Source organism: Leptolinea tardivitalis, assembly GCF_001050275.1.
Taxonomy (GTDB): Bacteria; Chloroflexota; Anaerolineae; order Anaerolineales; family Anaerolineaceae; genus Leptolinea; species Leptolinea tardivitalis.
In genome coordinates this window covers 270,492-290,696 of sequence record NZ_BBYA01000009.1, presented here as the reverse complement: position 1 = coordinate 290,696, position 20,205 = coordinate 270,492, and the positions used below count along the sequence as shown (strand labels likewise).

Annotated in this window: 20 protein-coding genes, 2 pseudogenes and 1 CRISPR repeat array; of the genes and pseudogenes, 8 read left to right on the top strand and 14 right to left on the bottom strand. The window is 49.1% G+C overall.

Annotated elements, in window-relative coordinates; genetic code table 11:
• Positions 1-90: 90 nt before the first annotated feature.
• From LTAR_RS08650 to LTAR_RS08640, 3 genes are all read left to right on the top strand, one after another.
• Entirely contained in the window at positions 91-1,317 is a 1,227-nt protein-coding gene (locus tag LTAR_RS08650) for an endo-1,4-beta-xylanase (protein WP_062421801.1), read from the top strand.
• Between the two features lie 124 nt (positions 1,318-1,441).
• Entirely contained in the window at positions 1,442-1,774 is a 333-nt protein-coding gene (locus tag LTAR_RS08645) for a PadR family transcriptional regulator (protein ID WP_062421800.1), read from the top strand.
• A complete protein-coding gene (locus tag LTAR_RS08640) occupies positions 1,767-2,480 on the top strand; it encodes a permease prefix domain 1-containing protein (RefSeq protein WP_062421799.1) in 714 nt (237 codons plus the stop codon). Before LTAR_RS08645 ends, LTAR_RS08640 begins: the two co-directional genes overlap by 8 nt.
• Positions 2,481-2,591: 111 nt before the next feature.
• Here LTAR_RS08640 and LTAR_RS08635 read toward each other — a convergent pair whose 3' ends face one another.
• From LTAR_RS08635 to LTAR_RS08625, 3 genes are all read right to left on the bottom strand, one after another.
• Positions 2,592-3,017, bottom strand: coding sequence for a DUF3788 family protein (locus LTAR_RS08635; RefSeq protein WP_062421798.1), 426 nt, complete (start codon positions 3,015-3,017; stop codon positions 2,592-2,594).
• Between the two features lie 118 nt (positions 3,018-3,135).
• Entirely contained in the window at positions 3,136-4,545 is a 1,410-nt protein-coding gene (locus LTAR_RS08630; protein WP_062421797.1) for an MFS transporter, read from the bottom strand.
• Between the two features lie 7 nt (positions 4,546-4,552).
• A complete protein-coding gene (locus LTAR_RS08625; protein WP_062421796.1) occupies positions 4,553-6,490 on the bottom strand; it encodes a patatin-like phospholipase family protein in 1,938 nt (645 codons plus the stop codon).
• 177 nt (positions 6,491-6,667) lie between these two features.
• On the opposite strand from LTAR_RS08625, the gene LTAR_RS08620 reads away from it, so the two are divergent.
• Together LTAR_RS08620 and LTAR_RS17640 are read left to right on the top strand one after the other, a co-directional pair.
• The gene (locus LTAR_RS08620) at positions 6,668-6,946 is read left to right on the top strand and encodes a type II toxin-antitoxin system Phd/YefM family antitoxin (protein WP_062421795.1); all 279 of its coding nucleotides are present in this window, start codon (positions 6,668-6,670) and stop codon (positions 6,944-6,946) included.
• A gap of 16 nt (positions 6,947-6,962) precedes the next feature.
• Positions 6,963-7,228 (top strand): annotated as a pseudogene (locus LTAR_RS17640) (Txe/YoeB family addiction module toxin).
• A gap of 23 nt (positions 7,229-7,251) precedes the next feature.
• Here the strand turns inward: LTAR_RS17640 and LTAR_RS08615 are convergent.
• From LTAR_RS08615 to LTAR_RS17635, 6 genes and pseudogenes are all read right to left on the bottom strand, one after another.
• Positions 7,252-7,635 carry a type II toxin-antitoxin system VapC family toxin gene (locus tag LTAR_RS08615; RefSeq protein ID WP_062421794.1) on the bottom strand — a complete coding sequence of 128 codons (384 nt, stop codon included), beginning with the start codon at positions 7,633-7,635 and terminating at the stop codon, positions 7,252-7,254.
• On the bottom strand, positions 7,628-7,873 hold the full coding sequence (locus LTAR_RS08610) for an AbrB/MazE/SpoVT family DNA-binding domain-containing protein (RefSeq protein ID WP_062421793.1): 246 nt from the start codon (positions 7,871-7,873) through the stop codon (positions 7,628-7,630). The genes LTAR_RS08615 and LTAR_RS08610 overlap by 8 nt, the downstream gene beginning before the upstream one ends.
• Positions 7,874-7,994: 121 nt before the next feature.
• Complete coding sequence (gene metF, locus LTAR_RS08605) at positions 7,995-8,903, bottom strand: methylenetetrahydrofolate reductase [NAD(P)H] (protein WP_062421792.1); 909 nt, start codon at positions 8,901-8,903, stop codon at positions 7,995-7,997.
• A gap of 22 nt (positions 8,904-8,925) precedes the next feature.
• Complete coding sequence (locus LTAR_RS08600; protein ID WP_062421791.1) at positions 8,926-10,053, bottom strand: 4Fe-4S binding protein; 1,128 nt, start codon at positions 10,051-10,053, stop codon at positions 8,926-8,928.
• 120 nt (positions 10,054-10,173) lie between these two features.
• Positions 10,174-11,190 carry a WD40 repeat domain-containing protein gene (locus LTAR_RS08595; protein ID WP_062421790.1) on the bottom strand — a complete coding sequence of 339 codons (1,017 nt, stop codon included), beginning with the start codon at positions 11,188-11,190 and terminating at the stop codon, positions 10,174-10,176.
• Positions 11,191-11,411: 221 nt separating this feature from the next.
• A CRISPR array of direct repeats spans positions 11,412-12,699; the repeat unit is 36 nt; unit sequence GTCTCAATGCCCTGACGGGCATTTATTGTTTTTAAC.
• A 403-nt stretch (positions 12,700-13,102) separates the two neighbouring features.
• Positions 13,103-13,246, bottom strand: a pseudogene (locus tag LTAR_RS17635) (N-acetyltransferase); the annotation flags it as partial.
• Positions 13,247-13,429: 183 nt separating this feature from the next.
• On the opposite strand from LTAR_RS17635, the gene LTAR_RS08590 reads away from it, so the two are divergent.
• Positions 13,430-14,299, top strand: coding sequence for an SPL family radical SAM protein (locus tag LTAR_RS08590; protein ID WP_062421789.1), 870 nt, complete (start codon positions 13,430-13,432; stop codon positions 14,297-14,299).
• A 57-nt stretch (positions 14,300-14,356) separates the two neighbouring features.
• Here LTAR_RS08590 and LTAR_RS08585 read toward each other — a convergent pair whose 3' ends face one another.
• The gene (locus LTAR_RS08585) at positions 14,357-14,887 is read right to left on the bottom strand and encodes a GNAT family N-acetyltransferase (protein ID WP_062421788.1); all 531 of its coding nucleotides are present in this window, start codon (positions 14,885-14,887) and stop codon (positions 14,357-14,359) included.
• A gap of 256 nt (positions 14,888-15,143) precedes the next feature.
• On the opposite strand from LTAR_RS08585, the gene ung reads away from it, so the two are divergent.
• Positions 15,144-15,815 carry a uracil-DNA glycosylase gene (ung, locus tag LTAR_RS08580; RefSeq protein WP_062421787.1) on the top strand — a complete coding sequence of 224 codons (672 nt, stop codon included), beginning with the start codon at positions 15,144-15,146 and terminating at the stop codon, positions 15,813-15,815.
• A gap of 255 nt (positions 15,816-16,070) precedes the next feature.
• A complete protein-coding gene (locus LTAR_RS08575; protein ID WP_062421786.1) occupies positions 16,071-16,541 on the top strand; it encodes a hypothetical protein in 471 nt (156 codons plus the stop codon).
• 177 nt (positions 16,542-16,718) lie between these two features.
• On the opposite strand, the gene larC2 is transcribed toward LTAR_RS08575, so the two are convergent.
• The 4 genes from larC2 to LTAR_RS08555 all read right to left on the bottom strand — a co-directional run bounded on the left by larC2 (position 16,719) and on the right by LTAR_RS08555 (position 19,865).
• Positions 16,719-16,964, bottom strand: coding sequence for a nickel pincer cofactor biosynthesis protein LarC2 (larC2, locus tag LTAR_RS08570; protein ID WP_139044469.1), 246 nt, complete (start codon positions 16,962-16,964; stop codon positions 16,719-16,721).
• Positions 16,965-16,979: 15 nt separating this feature from the next.
• Positions 16,980-17,540 carry a DUF4256 domain-containing protein gene (locus LTAR_RS08565; RefSeq protein ID WP_081419897.1) on the bottom strand — a complete coding sequence of 187 codons (561 nt, stop codon included), beginning with the start codon at positions 17,538-17,540 and terminating at the stop codon, positions 16,980-16,982.
• A gap of 44 nt (positions 17,541-17,584) precedes the next feature.
• On the bottom strand, positions 17,585-18,034 hold the full coding sequence (locus tag LTAR_RS08560) for a PAS domain-containing protein (protein ID WP_062421783.1): 450 nt from the start codon (positions 18,032-18,034) through the stop codon (positions 17,585-17,587).
• A gap of 760 nt (positions 18,035-18,794) precedes the next feature.
• Positions 18,795-19,865, bottom strand: coding sequence for a PDDEXK family nuclease (locus LTAR_RS08555; protein WP_062421782.1), 1,071 nt, complete (start codon positions 19,863-19,865; stop codon positions 18,795-18,797).
• Positions 19,866-20,205: the final 340 nt, after the last annotated feature.

Genomic DNA, 20,205 nt, shown 5'->3' with positions numbered 1-20,205 from the left:
AGAATCCTATCATGGTAAGATGGGATCGCCTATCCATTACATCAGTGAAATAAAACGAACGGATTAAATATCGCGTAACCGGAGGAACCAATGAACAGTCAACTCAAGAGCCGTATGTTTCACTCAACTATCACTCTCTTAAATACCGATGGTTCACCCCTCATCAATCAACCGGCGATCGTTAAGCAGATCAATCACAAATTCCTCTTTGGTACAGCCGCTTTTGATACCGTTCCACTGGCAAATAACGAGTACACGGGTAAATCACTGGAACAGGCTCACATCAGGGCGGAAAAGCTCACCACTCTCTTTAATGCAGCCACTCTGCCATTTTACTGGGGTCAATTTGAACCGCAGCGCGGCCAGCCAAAAACAGAATCTTTGAAACACGCCGCCCAATGGTGTCTTGACCATCATTTGACAGTGAAAGGGCATCCTTTGTGCTGGCATACGCTGTGCGCCGACTGGCTGCTTCCCCTTACCAATTCTGAAATCCTCGCTGAGGAGAAAAAACGGATCCGCCGCGAGGTTTCCGATTTCCGTGGTTTGATTGATATGTGGGATGTAATCAACGAAGCCGTGATCATGCCGGTTTTTAACCGGTATGACAACGGCATCACCCGCATCTGCAAAGAAATGGGACGGATACAGACTATCAAGACGATGTTCGAGACTGCCCGGGCAGAAAATCCGGATGCCATCTTCCTAATCAATGACTTTGATACATCTGTTGCCTATGATATTCTGGTAGAGGGATGCCTGGCAGCCGGAGTGAAATTTGATGCCATTGGGATTCAATCGCACATGCATCAGGGTTACTGGGGAGTAGAAAAGACTCTGGAAATTCTGGAACGATTCAGTCGTTTCAATCTGCCGATTCATTTTACAGAAACCACCCTGGTTTCCGGTCAATTGATGCCACCGGAGATTGTTGATTTAAACGATTATCAGGTGAAAGATTGGCCGTCAACACCGGAAGGCGAGGAACGTCAGGCAATAGAAGCCGTGATGCACTATGAAACCCTGTTTGCCCATCCACTGGTGCAAAGCATCACCTGGTGGGATATGCAGGACGGCAACTGGTTGAATTCACCCGGCGGTTTGATCCGGCGTGACGGTTCGGCCAAACCGGCCTATGACGAGCTGTTGAAACGGGTTAAAGGCGAATGGTGGCTGGAAAAAACGGACTTTTTCACGGATGAAAATGGCTGCTTACATTTCAGTGGATTCCCTGGAGAATATGAAATAACTGCCGCCGGTGAACGTCAGATTATCTCGATTGATCAGGGATCAGACCGAGCAACAATCCGCCTGTAGATCATAAATTGCAACACTCTCCCCCAAATCTGTCCCAAACAGATCTGTAGTGAATATGGAGGGCTTGCATTACCTAACAGTTCTATGTATAATACCTAAAACTGTTATGTATAAAAGGAGGACTATGCTGAATAAAGAACTTGTGGCGGCTTCATCCACACCGTTGATCCTGTCCATATTGGCCGAAGGGGAAAGCTACGGCTATGAAATCATCCAGCGTATTAGCGAATTATCGGAAGAAGAAATTAGCTGGTCAGAAGGGATGCTGTATCCGGTGCTTCACCGCCTGGAAAAAGAAGAGCTGGTGACATCCGAATGGAGATTGATGGATTCCGGACGAAAACGGAAGTATTACAGACTTAACAAAAAAGGCGTCAGTGCCTTGCAGGAAGAAAAACATCAATGGGGGATTGTAAACAATACCTTGAATAGACTATGGAAGGGGTCGTATGCATAACCTTGACGAATTGATTTCCCGTTGGAAATCCGGACTGAATCTGCAGGAAAACATCCTGGCAGATGATATAGATGAACTCGAAGACCATCTGCGGATGGGTATCTCTCATCTGGTCAGCCTCGGCTTATCAGAAGAAGAGGCCTTCCTGATTGCCGCCAGACGCATCGGTACAGGGGCAAATCTGGAAGCGGAATTTGAAAAGGTCAATACCGGCAGCCTGTGGATCCATCGGCTGCGCTGGATGGTCATTGGCATCCTGGGCTTTCAGGCACTCAGTACTGTCTGGGCTTTTCTGGCCAGAGCAGGCAGTTCGTGGCTGCTGATGTCTACAAAATCCATTCTTTCAAGCGGCATCCTGTTTGTGGTTCTTTCCATTCTGCTGCCGGTCATTCTCTGGCTGGGTGTTAAAACCCTGACCCGGGAAAAAACCTTGGGGATTGTCCGTCAGTCACCATTTTCACAATTCGTTGAACAGAGATGGGGGTGGTTGCTGGGTTGTCTGGCCGGTTTATTCCTTCTCGTTCCCATCGGAGGGATTTTGTTGACCAGTATTACAGCGGCCAATATGCCCATAACCATGTACGCAGAATACTCGGCTGTAGTCTCCATGTACCAGCTGGTTTCGGGAATTCTTCTTCCCCTATTGGGATTAATCCTTCTGCAATGGCTCAATGTTGACAGGAAAAAACATCTGGCAACTAACTGATTTTTGTTGCCCTGATACACCAAATAGACAAAGAACGCCTTACGGCGTTCTTTGTGGTTTATCCGGGAAGCATTACTTTCTTGTGGAGGGATTCCTCTCCCTTTTCGCCGATTATTTGGCTCTTATTTTGAATTGCATCACTTCGTTAAAATCCGTCAGAACATCTGCTGACCGGACCTCGAAGATACAGGGTTTGGATTTACCCGTGTTTTTTGTATTGCGGATAAGGTCCTTACGTTCTTCGCTGATATTCAGTGTGTAAATCTGATCGATATGTTTTTCCGGAAAATAGATGGTCGCCTGGGCGTACCCCTGTTTCGCAGACATCCAGACAATGGTTTTCTCTTTCTTTTGAACTTTACATAGCCACATGTTTACATCGTGATAGAAGCGCCAGCCGTAGTTCAACTGGTTATCGTCAAACAATTTGAGCAATTCCTGATAGGCAGAAAAAGAATCACCCAGCATAGCAGAAAGGACATGATCATCAGGGAAGATAGTTTCATCACGCAATTCAACATCGTTGACCGTTTCCATTACCTCTCCGTCAAATAAATAGAAGATATGATCTATTTTACTTCATATCTTCTATGCTTCAAAAAGCGAGAAGAAAGAAATTCATGTCATCCCGTCATATCTATGTCCATCCACCAAATTATTCTTCAGGCAATAAGGTTGATGGAATGGGTTGATTGTTCTTTCGCTTATCCAGTTCGACTTTAATCTCAGCATGCTTTTCACGGGTGATCGGGTAAGCCTTCACCGCCAGGAAACTGAGCAGAAGGATCACAGCACTGGCCGGACCAATGAGCACACGGATGGCAAAAAGTGCTGAAGCAGGCTGAACCGGATCAGGGAGACCCGGGGTGGCATTGACATATCCGGAAAGTTCGAGTGCCCAGCCGGATATAAACAGGCCTACAGCCAGTCCCATTTTTTGGAGGAATACAAAGAAACCATAGAATACACCCTCGCGCCGCTGTCCGGTTTCCAGCTCGTCCAGCTCGACCACATCAGGCACCATGCTCCAGGGGACCAGATAACCGACGGATATGCCAATCCCGGCAATGACGGCCAATACGAAAGTAGCGACAACCTGCCCCGGTTGCAGGAAGAACAATCCCATCAGGGCGAGGACAAAGAAGCCCGCGCCCAGGTAATATACATTCTGCTTGCCGATCTTTTCACTGACCTTTGCCCAGATGAGCACCCATATAAAGGAAGAAAACTGTATGGCCAGCAGCAAGAAACTGAACAGGCCCATATCCATCTTGATCCAGTCTTTGGTGTAGAGCTGCAAGTTATTCTGTGCAAACTGGATGGCCAGCCAGGAGAGCATGTAAATCGTGGTAACAAGGATGAAAGGTTTATTGCTCAAGGCAATCTTCAAACCTTCAAAGAACCCAGGGCCTTCAACCGCAGGTTTGGCATTGATGGCGAAATCAGGTTCCTTTGTACCGAAGAAGGTGATGAAACACGGCCCGGCAATAGTGACCGCCCACACAGCCGCACTGACCATATACCCCAGCTTGGGATCCTGAGGAAACTGGCTGACAATGATGCCGTGGAAGAAAGCGGCCAACACACCGCCCAGAATGGAGAAACCCATCCGGACAGAAGAAAGGCGGGTGCGTTCGTCATAATCCTGCGTCAATTCAGCCGTAAGAGACACATACGGTACATTAACGGCCGTATAGGCAGTATCCAACAAGATGGCGATCAGCAGGTAATACCAGAACAGACCGGTTTCATTCAGGGGCGGAACAATCCACTGCAGGAAGAAAGCCAGCCCGAACGGAATGGCGCCGATCAGCAGCCACGGCCGGCGGCGCCCGAACTTGCTCACGGTGCGGTCAGTCAGCCAGCCAATGATGGGATCATTGACGGCATCCCAGATTTTCGCCACCAGAAAAACATTTCCGGCAATACCCGGCCGCAATCCGGCCACATTAATTAGAAAGTTCAGCAGAAAGAACCCATTGATGGCGGTGGCAATGGCTGCCCCGAGGTCGCCGACTCCGTACGCCAGTTTTGTTTTGGAAGAAAGTCTGGTGGAAGTTGTCATGGCATCCTTACAGTTCTATAGCTCTGGAATATTCGATCACCCAGTTTTTACGAAAATCGGGAGGCAGACTGATGCCCAGTATTTCGGCACGCCTGCGCAGGGCAAAATGTTCATAAAGCAGGTCTGTCATTTTACGCATACGGCGGCGCTCTTCTGGAAAACACAGGTTATGCGTTTCAAATACGGTCTTCAACAGGTCAAAATGCTCTGGCAGGTTGTAGGAATGACCGTAAGGTTCGTCGAGATGGATATTGAGCAGATTGGTCAATTCGCGGTCCAAGCAGGCCACCATCAGGGACTGATCATAAAACGTGCCGCCGCCATCGGTGTACTCCTGATCGTTCAACCGGGTTGGGATGATGTAAGTGTTCATACTCCAACCGGCCAGCACGGCTTTCACCACCGGCGCCGGTCTTACCTCCCAGGTACGTCCTTGCCACACAAACGAACGCACAGGATTGGTCATACCCATATATTCCGGATAGCCGTCCTTACGTGATGCTGACACTGTCAATGGGAGGGCAATATCATCAAAGGTGATACTCTCCGGGTGGGTTGAGCCGGTGTAGGCAGCCAGTCTATCCAGTAGAAACACCTCAAGCGGTCCAAGGTTGCCAAATCCCTTCCAGAGTTTCAAGGGATTCTTGTTATAGGAAATGAACTTTTTGCGTTCGAGATGTTCCATCAGGTTTTCAAGGTCATCCAACGCATGCAGCGCAGCCGGTTTGTAGATATCGGGATGACGGGCGGCAGCCAGCTGCACGGAATGGAAGAAACCGTTCAACACCCCGGCTGACACTCCGTAGACATAGCGGATCTCTCCGCCGCCGCGCGCGAAACCTTCATCCACAGCCCGCGTGGTGACCATGCCGGCAAGAATACCGGAAAAGCCCCCAGCCCCGTAGATGACATTGGCCGGTCGGTCGAAGGGGAAATTATCGAGCTGCCCTACCGATTTTCCAGATGACTGGCCGTCTTGCTCTCCGTTCAAGATGGCGGTGAAAGTCTGGGTTAATTCCACCCGGTTTTCCACAGACTGACGCATATTGGTGGCGGCTTCCGTGCTGCCAATGTATGGCAGGTCAACATGACCGATCACCGGGGAATCCGTCTCCCTCTGATCGGCGGTGATTACCAGCTTCTTCAACGCTTCATGCCGGCCCAGAAGATCAAGGTATAGACTGGCCAGCAGGGCATGGTTGCGTTCATGCTGCGAGTGCATAACGAAAGACGACGTGAACCAGTTGAGCTGCCACGGCCGAATGCGGGTATATGGCTGGGAACGCAGGATGGGGCGCGGATCGGCCGCTTGAAGATCGGCGACCATCGCCCCGGCATCCACAATCCCCGGGCGGCAGTCAAAGCGCCATTCGCCATTCACGGTCTGTGCATCTGTCGAAAGTAATGTGCTCAATCCGGCAATCCAGGCATCCAGCAGGGGAGCATCCTGCGGAGGATCAATGTGAACAAAGCCGTGATCGCATTGCAGGCTCTCATCGGGCGGACCGTACATGCGGAAGATGGCGCCGCTATCCAGTGAACACAGGTAGAGGGGCACATTGAGATCAGAGACTTTCCAGTCAGCCCGGCCGGTACGGGCAGATAGGTAATATGTGACCCACCAGCGCAGAGGTTTAAGTGTGTAAAAACCGTACTTTGGATTTAATTTAAGGGACCGGATATGACTGCTGTGGGCATTACCAAGAAATTGACGGAATTCCGCAACTGTTCCGGCTGCCTTACCCCAGGTCTGCGGAGACCGGCGGGCAGCCAGTTCAAGACCGAAGGCCAGGGCAGCGAAATTCCCTCCACTAACGCCAAATATCCGGCCGGGTTCTGCCCCCTGATCCAACAGGTTTTGAGCCCATTCAAGTTCTTTGATGAGGTACGGGATGTCTCCCAGTTTGGCAGATTGGAAGATGATGGTGGTTAAAGTTGTGGTCATTGCAAATAATTCCAATCTGCCGTAGAGGATGATTAAAAACAATATTATAAACGAACCGTACACATGCTGGTTTTGAATGAAGATAACAAAGGTAATGAAATTACCTTATCAATTTATAAACTCCTTGACTGAAAAAGGGGGTTACTGTACAGCAAATCTGTACATGTAGGAAATTTTATGACCATTCAGACAACCTATACCCAGGCATGTGCCAGATTGGCAAAATTGCTCGATCAGGTAACATACGACCGTGAAGTTGTTCTAATTCAACAACGGGGGAAAGAAGAGGCAGCCATGATTGCCGCTTTCAAACTGGCTAGTCTATCCGAAACTGCCTATCTATTGCGATCACCAGCCAATGCCGAACGATTGCTTACAGCTCTGGGAAGGGCTCTGAAAAATGACTTAAAACCAATGTCGGTAGAAGAGTTACGCCGGGAGACCGGTATTGAGTAAGGGAGAATAAACAGCCATATTTCAACCGGAGTTCATTGATGATCTGCTTTTTTTGAGTAGAGACAGATCCCAGGTTGGCAATACGGGCTTTCGATTTAATTGAAGCTATTCTGCGGGATCCGTTTAATGGAATTGGAAAGCCGGAGCCTCTGAAATATCTTTCACCAGGTGCCTGGTTTCTCACCAGGTGCCTGGTTTCGGCGGTTGACTCAGGAACATCGGATTGTTTACCTGGTGCTCGGCAACCAGATTGATTTCCTGCAGGCAGGATATCACTATTGATTTGACTGATCCTCTCAGATTGTTCATCGAATCAATTTTACGTCAACCTTAACCGGGATCTTTCCCCAGATCGTATCTGCTGTGACAGCTGTTCTTCCGGTCTTCATCGCCAAGGCAAGACAGGCGCGATCTCCAATGGATAATCCGAAAGGTTTTGTCGGGGCTGCCAGATTTCCCGTCAAATATGCAAGGTCACTATCAAACAGGATGATCTCCAGCCCAAGAATATCCAGCGCATTGTGAATCTCATCATTTGGAATCCCAAGAAGCGAGAGCCGTGCAACGACTTCAGAGAAATTAATGGAAGAGATCACAGATTCTGGAAGCAATTCTTCCACAATATTTGCGCCGGTTTCATTGTTAAGCAATGCCAGCAACGCGGAGGCATCGAGCACATATTTATTCACGCGCCGCTTGCTCCCGGCGGGATTGTATCAAGTCATCAACCAGTGATGTACCTTCTTTGATGTATTTACGGACGGTTTGTCTTGCATAGGATACGGCCTGCGGCAGAGGAATAAGACGGACAGAACCATCTTCGAGTCGCAAAATAACTTCATCTCCCGGTTCGAGTTTTAATTCCTTGCGCATCCGGGAAGGAAGAACAAATCTGCCATCGGCGTTCATCTGTACCCTGTATTCCATATATGCCACCTTTTTAAATCATGACATAAATAGTATACACTGGAATACCAAGAGAATATACCCGGTCATTTTGATTTCCACCAGCTATATTTCATTTTTGGTTTTCCCTCTACAACCCGGTTCATCCTCCGTTGTGGTTGGGAATATGCCAGGCTTCGCCCAGACTCATGCCCAACGTCTCATAGATCTTCAGGGTCGCTTTGGAATGGTTGAGGGTGTAGAAGTGAATGCCGCTGACGTTATGGTCATACAGGTCAAAAACCTGTTGGGTTGACCAGTGGATGCCGATCTTTTCCACGGCGTCATCGCCCCGGGCACGTAACACCGCGCGCAGCAGTTTGGCCGGGATGCGTGCTCCCAGCGCCAGCTCTGACATGCGCCTCAAACCGCTGATAGACGTCACCGGCATGATGCCAGCAATAATCGGCACTTTAATTCCGGCAATTTCACAGCGTTCGCAGAAATCATAAAAATCGCGGTTATCAAAAAAGAGCTGGGTGCAAATGCAGTCCGCGCCCGCATCCACCTTGGCTTTCAGGTAATCCATCTCCAGCAGGCGGTTGGGGGTTTCAGGGTGCCCTTCCGGGAAACCCGCTACGCTGACGCTGAAATGGGGGAAGTTCTTTTTAATAAAGGCGACCATATCGGCGGCATGAGCGAAACCATCGGCCGCCGGTGCAAATGACGGATTTCCCTTCGGCGGATCGCCCCGCAGAGCCAGCACATTTTCGATACCTGCCGCCGAATAGCGGTCCAGCTGGGCTTTGATCTCATCGCGGCTCGCGCCGATGGCCGTCAGATGCGCCACAACATTGAGCGGGGTCTCCTGTTTCAGGCGGATCACCAGGTTTTGCGTCAACTGGTTGGTGGAGCCGCCCGCCCCGTATGTTACGCTGACGAATGACGGCTGGATGGGCGACAACTTGCTGATCGTCTCCAACAAAGCATGGGAGGCTTCTTCGGTTTTCGGGGGGAAAAATTCAAAACTGAAATGGACTTTTTGCTGCTTAAATATTTCAGACAGGTTCATGAGATGCTCACCACTTTTAATTTTACGTCTCGCGCGGATGCAATTGCAGCGCGTCAAATGGACATACAGATACACACAGGCCGCAGGCGGCGCATTTTGAGGCATCCACCCGGGCGATTTCTTTTAGCGGGGCGCGCAGGGCGCCAAACTGGCAGACTTTCTCGCACTGACCGCAGGCTTTGCAGCGATTTTCATCCACCCGGGCAGACTGTTCCACCGCTGTGACCACCGGTTGACCCTGCCTGTACCGGTTGAGGTACAGACCCTTTATGTCATCCAGGCTGTGATAGCCGTGATCTTGCAGCCACTGGCCAGTTTCTTCGGCAATTTTGCCATAAATCGTCGGGCCTTTAAGAATGGCGGCGGTACACACACCCACCAGGGACGCCCCCGCCATGAAGAATTCGATCACATCCGCCCCGCTGGAAACGCCGCCCACCCCGATGACCGGTTTATCGGTGACACGCGCCACCTCGAACACTGACCGTACTGCCAGCGGTTTGACGGCCGGGCCGGATAACCAGCCGTACCCGAATTTGGAGCCCAGCGGTGACTCGCCGCGTTCAATATCAATCATCAGGGTCGGACCGAAGCTGTTGATGCAGGTGAAACCGTCTACATACGGATCAAGCACCTGCGCCAGTTCGCCCAGGTCACCGGCATGGGAACTGAGCTTGGCAATAATGGGTACGGAGACGGCGTTCCTTAGCGCCCGGGCTGTTTCCAGCAGACGCTGGGTGTCAAGATAGTGGATGGAGAATTCGATGGCATCGGCTCCGGCTTTTTCCAGGCGCGGACCCAGGGCAGCCAGGTCTTCAGCGGTGTACCCGACACTGGCAATCAACGGCAGGTTGAATTCCCGGGCGGCTGACAGGGCAATGCCGTACTCGTGTGAAAACCACTGTTCAGGCGGCAGCTCGCTCCACAACTCGGTGTTCAGCAGACTGTCTTTCCCGAGGCGCACCATATTGGGGTGGGGTACCGGCGCCGCCACACGGGAGATCGTCTTGGCCAGCAGTCCGCCTGCTCCGCCTTCCGCCGCCCTGCGCAGCATGGCGCCCGAACCCACATTGGGGCCCACCGCCGGAATCACCGGATTACGGAAGGTTTGATGGAATAGTTGAACGGATAAATCAATTTCTAAGGTCATGTAACACCAGGGAAAAGATAATCCTGACAGAGCCTAACTATACTGTAAAAATGTCGGATTTCAAGTTTTCCGATGTTTTATTTAACCGATGGATACTGAATCGAGACGGTTTCCCGAATGTCAGGGTACCGCCCATACCAGGACTTTGTTCCACTCCAACGACACCAGCAGCCGGCCGTCGGGTGACAGAGCCGCGCTGCGGGTATCTCCTGCGAGGGTATGCACCAGCGTCCAGTCTTGCACACGGCGGAATCGCATTACCGGGTCATGCTGACCCGAGCCGGTGACAAGCAGGAGTCCATCCGGCGAGAACGCCAGGCATTCCGCCAGATCGTCAAATTTTTGCAGCTTCTTCCAATCCTGCGTATTCCAGACAGCCACCCCACCCTTTGTGCAGCCAGAAGCATCAAATGCCGCGCAAAATGACGAAGCCAGCCGCTGACCGTCGGGCGAAAGCGCCAGGCGGTTGGCCTGCTTTCCGGCGGAAAACACTTTCTCTTCTTTGCCATCTGCCACAGACCACACCCGGATGAGTCCATCGGTACCCGCACTGACCAACCGGCGGCCGTCTGAGGTATACACCAGCGCTGTGACATTCTGATTGGCGGCTTTCCACTGCTGCTCCACATCCCAGGTCTTTGTGTCATAGATCCAGATGGTGCCGTTGGGCCAGCCGGTGAGTCCGCCGACCGCCAGATGGGAGCCGTCGGGCGAAAAAGCCAGGCTGGAGGATGACGGCAGGGCGATGGGCACAGCCACCTGCGCGCCGTCGGCCGGATTCCACACCCGCAGTGTGCGCCCGTTGGTGTCGTCTGCCGCCGAAACCAGAAACCTGCCATCCGGCGAGAAGGCGATATCCCACACAATGCCGGTCAGGTTCGTGATCTCCTTCTTGAGAGACAGATCATCCCTTTGCCAGATCTTGATGCCGTAGTCGTTGTCATTGCCGGCGGCGGTGGCAAACAGAGAACCGTCAGGTGAAAAGACAACCCGGCGCAGAGACGGCGTGCCGGTTTCAGACTGCCTGACCAGTTGAGTCACGTTTTCAGGGGTGATGGGAGGATGCGGCGCGGCGGCGGCTGTAAGTGTGATGAGAGCCAGCGCCAGAAACACAATTACCGGAAGTGCTCGCTTCATGAGATTCCTCCAGATGGGCGGGGATGTATCCGGTAATTCTAGCGTATCGAATCAATAAGGGGCAAATGGGGTGAATATTTCTGTTTATGGCGCTCGCTGTACGGATGTTTGGCCGGCAGGGGAATTTGTGGCGATGGGATACCCGCACATCTGACTTTTGATGGGCACTGGGTGTTTTACCCCCTGATACCTTCAAAGTCAACCACCAACAGGCAGATTATGTCTCAATGCCCTGACGGGCATTTATTGTTTTTAACACAATGGAGTTGGGTTTGATATTCCTTTTCTTCATACTCAGTCTCAATGCCCTGACAGGCATTTATTGTTTTTAACGGCGATAGGGAAACATGGATTCGACTTTTTAACAGGTCTCAATGCCCTGACGGGCATTTATTGTTTTTAACCAGAACAGATTCGATTGAGCAATTCAGGGAGGCATATGTCTCAATGCCCTGACGGGCATTTATTGTTTTTAACTGTCTAACGATTTAGACGAATTAGACAAAGGAACACGCGTCTCAATGCCCTGACGGGCATTTATTGTTTTTAACTGAACTGAAGGCCAATGAAGTCAAATTTATTGGGTCTCAATGCCCTGACGGGCATTTATTTTTTTAACATCTATGGTGTCTATGGCAAGATGAAAGTATTCGTCTCAATGCCCTGACGGGCATTTATTGTTTTTAACCTAGGAGGTTAAAGTGAGCTTAGAGGAATGGATTGTACTGTGTCTCAATGCCCTGACGGGCATTTATTGTTTTTAACAAGCGCTGCAATGGGTGATTGCAGCGAAATGAATGATGAGGTCTCAATGCCCTGACGGGCATTTATTGTTTTTAACACAGACGGGAAAAATCCGATGTCATTGCTTGTATTTGTCTCAATGCCCTGACGGGCATTTATTGTTTTTAACTTAGCTACGAAAGCGGGAACGAAGTACAGTTTTTCTGTCTCAATGCCCTGACGGGCATTTATTGTTTTTAACGCCATCGGGAATATGACAGCAGAATTGACAACTGATGAAGTCTCAATGCCCTGACGGGCATTTATTGTTTTTAACTATTCTCAGATGCCTTCATTGTGCTCATTCCCATCTATGTCTCAATGCCCTGACGGGCATTTATTGTTTTTAACATTTTTCGCTATGAAAGGTGACGCACGTACAAGCGAAAAAGTCTCAATGCCCTGACGGGCATTTATTGTTTTTAACGAATGTGGTATTCTTCGGGGAGCTTATTTCTTTCCCATTGCAGAGTCTCAATGCCCTGACGGGCATTTATTGTTTTTAACTTTGATATCAATAAGATTATCTATTTTGGATGTGAAGTCTCAATGCCCTGACGGGCATTTATTGTTTTTAACGAATGTGGTTTGCATCAATTTGCGTAGAACAAGAAATTGTCTCAATGCCCTGACGGGCATTTATTGTTTTTAACCGAAATCATAGACGCAATGTCATCCCACGGAATATCTGTCTCAATGCCCTGACGGGCATTTATTGTTTTTAACCGTGATGCGCTCTTTCTTTTAATATATTCTTTTGATCGCGCATCCCTCCCTGAAATTATACCGGAAAATCCATTTTCTTGAAGGGGGGTGCGCGAATTCAGGGTATCTTCGGCATACCTGACAGAACTATCCATCATCAGTAAACCAGCAAGGCTTGTTTTTGCTTCCACGGTTCTTTTGTCATAATCCCTCATTTCATCACCCAACATCTCTGTCCGCATCCCCTTTCCATATACCTTCATTTTACATCCACAAAACACTCTGGCAGACATCCAGCCTTTTCTCCCTTCGCTGTATCCGCCTCCATTTCCCCTAATTTTCCCCTCACAGCCTTCATAAACTCCCCCAACACCAGCAGCTGCCAGGAGGACGGCCGCCTTGACCGGTCTGCGGTAGATTGATCCTAAATCTCCCTCGTCATATAGACGCTGTTCGGGTCATCGGTGTATCCGTTGAAAGGACCGCAGACCTCAAAACCGTTCCTGCGGTAGAGCGCCCGCGCCGGGGCAAAGAACGGCTCCGTCCCGGTTTCGAGGCTCAGGCGTTTGAGTCCGCCATTATTTAATCGGTAAAACAGCAATAACAGATGTATGGCTGATAAAAGGGGGGATAATACATCGAAGCCCATCCGGTATGGTACAACTGACAGTTCACAAGGTCTTTTGAGTAGAATAGACCTGATTTAACCGGCAGATAACATATCCATGTTGCACAGGAAATGATAGGGATAATGGATAACCAACTCACCGTTAAAGAAATACACTGTGAAAGCGCCCTGACCCGGCTCAAGCGGAAGATTCCCTATGGTTGGGATTTGAATATTTACCGGGGTTGCCGTCACGCCTGCCGGTACTGTTATGCCATTTATTCGCACCAGTATCTGAATTCAGATGGTTTTTATGATGATATCCATGTCAAATCCAACATCGTGGACGTGCTGGAACGTGAACTCAGTTCCCCCGGATGGAAGCGGGAGGTTGTCAACATTGGCGGTGTGACTGACAGCTACCAGAAAGCAGAAGAGACCTGGCAGCTCATGCCCGAAATCTTGAAGCTGTTGATCAAGTATCGAACACCGGCCATCATCTCAACAAAATCGACTCTCCCCCTGCGTGATTTTGACCTGATCGACGAGTTGTCGCATATCACCTATATCAATATCGCCGCCACCATCACCACCACAGACGAAAACATCCGTCAAAAACTGGAACCCGGCTCAGCGCCATCGGCCGAACGGTTTGCCATGCTCAAACAGTTCCGCAAAACCAACGCTTCGGTCGGGCTGCATGTGATGCCGATCATCCCGTATCTGACGGACAGCCGGGAAAATATCGAAGCCCTGTGTATCGGGGCCCGGGAAAGCGGTGTTCACTACATGCTTCCCGGCACCCTATATTTACGCGGGGAAACCCGCAAGGTCTTCTTTGATTTCATCCAGGAAAATTACCCCGAGCTATTTCCCCCATTACAGTCTATGTATAAAACCGGCGGCGCCGGCAAAGAGTATAAAGACAGCCTGTATCGGGTTGTCAACGAATTGCGGAAGAAATACGGCATTTCATCCAGTTATACCCGGCCGATGAAGGAAAAGATGAAATAACCGACAGCCCGGGGGTTGTGTTTACATATTCCTCACGTGGAAAATACCGATTGTGGATTAACCCTGCGCGGGATGACCGTCGGCCAGAAAGGCTTCATGGAAGGTGACTTTCCCCTGTGGGACGGGGCCGTCAAACGGCAGCACAAAGAACACTTCGGGGGGTATGCCTTCATGTTCAAGGCCGGTGGCATTGCGGAACCCGAACTTGACGTAATACTCCGGGTGCCCCACCAGGCAGCAGCCTTTTCCTCCCAGGGCTTTCAATCGAGACAAACCTTCGCGTATCAATGCTTTACCAATTCCCGACCGCTGGTAGGCTGGAAGCACGGAAACCGGCCCGAGCCCGTACCAGTCTTTTGTGCCATCTGACATCTGCACAGGGGAAAAAGCAATATGACCCACCACCCGGCCGTCCATCTCGGCCACCAGAGAAATGGTCAGAGCACCGGCCGCGCGCAGCGCCTCGACGATGTACTGTTCCGTGTGGCTGCTGATCTCCAGGGTCTCAAAGGCAGCGGCCGTCACTTCGGTGATGACCGCTTTATCCTTTTCGGTTTCGTCTCTGATCAGAATTGCCGGTGTGGTCATAAAAATCTCCCTTTTTTACTATCATTCATTAATTTGAGACAATTTTACACAGATAGTAAAAATGAGGGCAAATCCCAACAAGTGTATTTTCCCGATTACATGAAAGATATTTTGAAAATATCCAAAACAGATAAAACATTTTTACCACATCAGAGATTCCATATCTTGAAACCTGATGTAAAATCAGAACGATTATCGCCACATCTCACTGACCGCTGCGGGTCAATTCTCCCGCATAATGCGCAAGGAGCCTTTCATGCCCATTCCGGATAGCTGGCTTCCCGCTTTAGTCGGCGAAACCACCGAGCCGTATTACCAGCAGCTTTACCGTTTTGTCGGGGAAGAGCGCCGTAAATACAAAGTCTTTCCACCGGGTGCAGATGTGTTCAATGCACTGCGCTATACGCCTTTTGACCAGGTACGCGTTGTGATCATCGGGCAGGATCCGTACCATGAAGAAAATCAGGCTCACGGACTGGCATTTTCTGTACGGCCGGGTGTGGAAGTTCCGCCTTCCCTGCAAAATATCTACAAAGAATTACACAATGATGTCCAGTTTCGAATTCCCAATAACGGCTGTTTGATTCCCTGGGCGGAACAGGGGGTGCTTCTGCTGAATGCCGTACTCACAGTGCGGGCGCACCAGGCCAATTCACACCAGGGCAAAGGCTGGGAAAATTTTACCGATGCCGTTTTGCGTGCGGTCAACAACCGCAGCCAGCGGGTAGTTTTTTTGCTGTGGGGCAGTTACGCCCAGCGTAAAGCGGAAGGGATTGATACCACCCGTCACACCGTGCTGAAGGCTCCCCATCCGTCGCCGCTTTCGGCTTCGCGGGGTTTCTTCGGCTGTGCGCATTTTTCCAAAACCAATGCCATCCTGCAGTCCGCCGGACTTGCACCCATCAACTGGCAGCTGCCGGACCTGTAGCAACGATCATACTTCTATCGATCGAACCAGGAAACTTTCCCGGTTATGATACAACAGTCCGTCATCTGCATTTCCATGGTGTTTGCCATGTAGGATGAAATTTAAAAAAATATGTAAAAATTTAAAGGAAGCCGGTTTCATCCAGCGGGCAGATGCCGGCTGGGTCAGGGTGAAATTAATTATCCGTTGGCCGTGTTTAAAAGCATCCCCTATCCACCAAGGGCGGCTGTCTACGTGACAGAAAAGGAGATAACGATGCCACGAATTAAATTCCCTCATTACTTGATCCTGTTTCTTTGTCTGCTCTGTGTACTGGCATGTAATTCTTCTTTGAATTTTCTTCAGGAAGCCCAGAATTTTGAAGATGTAATGACATTTACAGGTACAGGAGAACATACCTGGACCTGGAATCATGGCGAGCAATACTGCAAAACGCAGGACGAAATGACTCTGGTTATGAGCGACAGATCATCGGATGAAATTATCAGCATCGGAAAATGCATGGCCATCAAGGGACTGCATCCATATACCTGTTATGTGGGAAATCCCGATGAAAAATGCCGGGTGATCATTAAGGGGAAATTCACCGGGTATATTTTTAGACCACGCTCATGCAGCGGTGATTACCCTGTTTCAGGTGAGGCTATTAATAAGAAGTCTGTGTTGACGGGAACCATAAAATGCGGGGATGATTCGTTTGTCATTTCCATTCCACTAACGAAGTAAAAGTAGCCGATTTATTAAGATATACGGGATTACTCCCTGATCTTTTTTCTTCCTTCAACGCCTGCTGGACTGCCTGGTAGACCTTATACAGGCCGACTTTAGTTTCCGCAGGCAGTTTTCGTACTCGGAGACAGACTGGATGATCCGGCCATTCTGAATCCTCTCTTTCAAGGAAAATCACCCAAAGACCATATCCACCTGCCGGAACTCCCGATGCGCCTCAACGCGTTCGATGGATTGCACGCGCAACCCCAGCGTGGTGGTCTCACCCAGGAGTGAATCCACCGGCCGGGCTTCATCACGCCACAGGGCTATCACTCCCGGCAGGGTGCCGGGGCGATTCCTTTTCATCGGAATGGGCGTAAGGAAGACATCCCGCAGGCCTGCGGCGAACAGCTTTTCCATCCTCTGCCTGTCTGACACCTGAACGAGTGCCGGTTAGACCCGCAATACACCGCGGAATCCCCTGACTCCGTAGTACGAATCCGCCCCATTGTGATAGATGAAGACGTGATCATAGCGCCGGTCACCGAAAATGGCCCCGCCAAACTTGCGGATCTCAGGCGGGGTTCGTAGCCAGCTTGAGGTCTTCGTATCGAACTTGCCCAACGCCTGCAGCTGTTTATACAGCTCTTCCGTCAGGAGCTCAATACCCATAGCGGCGGCCATGTCCATGGCGCTGTCTGCCGGTTTGTGTTCCTTGCGCGCGTCCAACGCCTGTCGGTCGTAGCACAGGTTGCGGCGTCCGGAGGGGGTTTCTGCGGAACAGTCGAAGAAAATGTATTCGCCGCTGGTTTGATCCTGTCCGACCACGTCCGGCTCGCCGCCGGTACGTTCCATTTCGCTGAGCGACCACAGCTTCTGCGGGCTGGCTTCCAGCCGGGTTTGAATGTCACCCCAGTCAATGCCAGGGTGTCGGCCGAGATTCTGGTCAAAACGGGCTTTCAACACACCAAACAGATTTGAGATTTGATCGGGAGAAAGAGGTTTATTTTCCATATTCTTTACCGGAAATACCCGTTGCACTTCAAAGCGCAGCAGTCCTACTTCACTTCGTCCAGCAGCTTGCGTTCGCCGGTCAACTTCTGGATTTCCGTCACGTCCTGGGTGACTTCCAACGTACCCAGAAATTTACCCCCGGGATCGCGCACGGCGTAATAACGGATGTGAATGAAGCGGTTCTCATTATCCCCTGGTTTTGTCTGAATCCAGAACTCGGCAGTGTCGCGCGTCCTGGCGCGGAAATCCTCCAGGATCTTGAAAACGATCTGTACGCTGTCGGGCGAATGGCAATTCAACACATTCCGCCCGATGATATCGGGAGTGCGCTCAAAAACCCGGCTCTTTCCACCGGAATAAAAGCGTACATCGTTGCCCTCGTCTACAAAGGTGATATCCACCGGGAGGTGAGTAAAGATGGCGGCGATTTGCTCCACAGTCAGCGCACCTACCTGTAGGGGAATTAATGCATCCATATTCTGATAATCTGACATGGAAAACCTCCGATATTAACTTGTACAATCCGATGGACAATTTAACAGGCGATTTATATGTGTTTATTCTAATCTATTTTATCCTATTTGATCACTGGACGATTCGAATGGGCAATAAATCCCCTTAAAAACACATCCGGCGGCGTCCAGCCAAGATATTCCGGCTGACTCCAACCCGGGGCACCGGCAAGTGTTTGAACCTTCAAATACTTGTCAATGCGAAAGACATTCCAGGTTAGGATCGTATCACCATTGCCGATACATAACCCGACATGCCCCCAATCTTCTCCACACCATCTATCGGCCCTTCGGCGCGATAGAAAACAAATGAACCTCTGGGCGGCTTGCCAACCGGATTGACGTCATACTCTTCCGCCGATTCAGCCGCCAAACATCTTGATATTTTTCCATATTCCGGCTTTGATTATTCAGCACTCAGGTGATCGCGTTTTCAATGAAGTTTGAAAAATCTTCCAGTACCGAAGAATTTTATTTCTACTCTTTTATTGTTGAAAGTTAATTATTTCTTCGAACAACATAATATAAACAAAAATATCCTCCACGTAGATTGAAGGGCGTTTTGCCATAGATACTTAATTGTGCTGAAACAGCGATCGGATAATGTCTAGTGACTGGTGTTAGCGGTCTGGCAAAATTAAAGGGATACTTCTCCAGCTGTTAAATATTTCTCACATTTTTTCCGAGTGGTGGAGCTCCTGAGCATTGTAATCGGTATTAGCCAGGATAATGCCCCAAGACATTAGATGTGGCTTTCGCCTTGCCCTTTCAACCCATGTTTTTCAACCTCTTGCGTAACTTTTGTAAGCCACAAAATTAACTTATCAGTTTCCTCTTCTGAAAACTGCCTATTTATTAAGCACTTTAATTCTCTGCCAGCGGGTTGGAATAAACCAGTATTTCGGGCATCTGAAAACAAGGATTGTAATTCTTGCTCAGAAATATCAATCTTACTTAACAAACCTCCACGCCCAAATAGTGCGGAATATATGGATTGTTGATAGACAGCATTTGGTGGATACCCGAAACAAAAAGCTACGTGAGTTCCCGATAAATCAACATTAAGTGAGAAACCTTTTGTACCCCAATGAATTGGAAATGATTTTGATTTTGCCCATGTTAAAAGTTTTTCAAATATTACTTTCCCATTTGAGTCTATTGAATTGAGAAAAAAACTTTCAGTAATTGCAGGCAATGAACTTGACGATACTTTAGAAATATTGGGGGATTCGCTGCCTACCACGATATTTGTTGATAACAGACGCAAGCCACCATCAGCTTTAAAAAAGGTAAATTCGAGACAAGTTACTCTTACTCCCTTGTTTCTCAAGAATAAAGATGTTTGACGAATCTCAGGTGTGATCTTCTGACCAACAATAACAATCCGTTGGTCATTATTGAATACAACCGCTTCATCAGGTATAAGACCAAAATACTCTCGATGGTATTGGGCAAGGTTTAAAGCTTCATCGCCCGAATAATCGCGAAAAATCTCATCTAATTGCTCATAACTCAATTTCTCTGCAAAGGAACAATATTCAAGAGCCTGCGCAAGAGTCTCACGGGGAGTACGGTCTCTTTTAAGCTCAATAACCAATAAATCGCCTTGTCTGTCAATAGCGAGAAGGTCAATATAACTGCCAAGATTGGTATTTACCTGACGGCCAATTATGAGTAATTTACCGTCTTCAATAATTTTATCGGGATTATTTTCAAGCCAATTCTCCAAAATCGACTCTCGATGCTCATCTTTGAATCCAATTTCAGCATACTCTTTGAACTTGTTGTCTGTGGTAATACTGTAAATTTTCATTGGTCTCTCGAATCCTAAGCAAAGAAATCCTGTTTTTTTTTCAACTAATAAGCAATAATTATACAGACGGTTGATCCGCTTCGAATAAATTCGACCTCACATAAAATGAAAATGTTTCTGAAAATATTCTCTTACCCCTTTTTATCCATTACTACCGCACTTTTCTAATAAATAAACAAAAAACGCCTGAATAAGAAGGACTGTAGGATTAGATAATTTGTTCAGTAAAGGTGTAAATTTCTACTTAAAAATTCCAAGTGGTCTGCGCAGTGAAGATCAATATAATCGTTTAACGATTAATGGCATGAAATGTTTGGATTTATTGGGATTCTTGAATTGA